2 protein-coding genes are annotated in these 2127 nt (G+C 46.7%); both read left to right on the forward strand.

Annotated features, from left to right (window positions below):
* The coding region (locus F6K37_RS39330) for a methyl-accepting chemotaxis protein (protein WP_287256667.1) at positions 1-1782 on the forward strand (1782 nt) is incomplete at its 5' end.
* Positions 1783-1878: 96 nt separating this feature from the next.
* Positions 1879-2127, forward strand: a 249-nt coding sequence (locus tag F6K37_RS39335) for an Hpt domain-containing protein (RefSeq protein ID WP_287256669.1), incomplete at its 3' end; no start/stop codon positions are given.

The following is a 2127-nucleotide window of genomic DNA, read 5'->3' on the forward strand; positions in this document are numbered from 1 at the left end:
AATCTATTACTAGCTATTCTTCTAGGACGAGCCATTACTAAACCTATCCAGCAGCTACAAAACTTAGCCGAGCAATTTGCTCAAGGGTCACGCCAAGTCCGAAGCAATCTGATCACTAACGATGAGATCGGTAAGCTAGCTAGGACCTTTAATAAAATGGCTGAGAGTGTTACCAGTCAGGAAAACCTGGTACATCGAGAGGCAAATCGGACACAGGTCATTATTAACCTTGCTGCTACCCCCATGGACAAATCTCTCGACCTCAAAGCTCTTTTCCAAGAAGCGGTGGAAACAGCCCTCAATCAGTTAAATGCGGACCGGGTAGTTATCTACCGCCTGAATCCTGATGGTAGTGGCTACATTGGATTCGAGGCAATTCAACCGGGTTGGCCGAAAGCAGTTGAAAATATGGTCTCAGATAGGATTGAGAAGAAAATTGAAGATGCTTGTATTCCACAGCAACTGATTGATGGCTACAAACATGGGCGTGTCATTGCCACCAATAATGTATTTGAAGCAGGTTTCCATCGTGACCACGAGAAGTTGATGGAACGATTGCAAATCAAAGCAAATTTAGTGACACCAATTGTCCACGGAGAAACACTCTACGGTTTACTTATTGCTCATCATTGTAGGGCCCCACACCAGTGGCAAGAGTCTGAAATCATTTTCCTGACGCAGTTATCTGTTCAGCTGGGCAATGTTATGCAGCGAGCCACATCCTTAGAACAAATGGAGGCAGCCCGCCAAAAAGCCGAAAATCTTGCTCAGGAACAGCGCCAGCTCAAAGAGGAGCTGCAAAAGCGTGCTCTAGAACTGTTGATGGAAGTAGAGCCAGTTAGTAAAGGAGACCTCACTATTCGAGCCCAAGTGACTGCCGATGAATTGGGAACTATTGCCGATTCCTACAATGCTACCATCGAAAGCTTGCGGAAACTTGTACTGCAAGTCCAACAGGCAACCAAGCAAGTCACTAGCACCACTACTCAAGATGAAGCAGCCATCCGAGAGCTATCCACAGAAGCTTTACGACAGGCGGAGGAAATTGCTAATGCTTTACAAAAAATTCATGACATGACAGTCTCAACTCGCTCTGTGGCTGCCAGTGCCTCTGAAGCCGAAGCCGCAGTCAAACAAGCAGCTCAGACGGTGGAAGCTGGGGATGCTGCTATGAACCTCACTGTGGAAGGTTTTATGGCGATTCGGGAAACTGTAGGTAGTACGGCTAAGAAGGTCAAACGTCTTGGGGAATCGTCCCAAAAGATTTCTAAGGTAGTCAACCTGATTAGTGGCTTTGCTGAGCAAACCAATATGTTAGCCCTCAATGCCGCTATTGAGGCGGCTCGTGCTGGGGAAGCTGGTCGAGGCTTTGCAGTAGTTGCTGATGAAGTACGAGCGTTGGCTCATCAATCGGCGGAGGCAACGGCGGAAATTGAAAAGCTGGTAGCAGACATTCAGGCGGAAACCAATGAGGTGGCAGCCGCTATGGAAGAGGGAACTGAGCAAGTGGTAGTTGGGACTCAACTGGTGGATGACACCAGGCAGAGTTTGAATCAAATTACTGCCGTAACGGTCAAGATCAATGAATTGGTCAAAGCAATTGCCATCACAGCTGTTGATCAAACCCAAGCAAGCGTTTCAGTTACTGAAACTATGACTGACGTAGCAGCGATCGCGAATAGAACATCCACAGAAGTCAGCCAAGTATCTAACTCGTTCAAAGAACTGCTAACAGTGGCTGAGGAACTGCAAGATAGTGTAGGCAAGTTCAAGGTGAGTTAGTGTCATTGTAGTTATTAGTTATGTTGTTAATGACCAATGACCAATGACCAATGACCAATTTGCAATTTTCTCTTGACCAATGACCAATGAAGAACCATGGCAACTCACTCTGAGATCCAAGACCAAGCCTATCAGTTTTTTATCGAAGAGGCACCAGAGCTGTTGCAACTGATCGAGACAGGTTTACTGAATCTCCAGCAAGAACGAAGCACGGCTAAAATCCACGATTTAATGCGAGCCGCTCACTCCATTAAGGGAGGTGCTGCCAGTGTTGGGCTAGAGGCAATTAAAACCTTGGCTCATCGTCTCGAAGATATCTTCAAGGCTTTCTACAGCGACGAGGTA

The organism is Moorena sp. SIO4E2, from assembly GCF_010671945.1.
GTDB classification, from domain to species: domain Bacteria; phylum Cyanobacteriota; class Cyanobacteriia; order Cyanobacteriales; family Coleofasciculaceae; genus Moorena; species Moorena producens.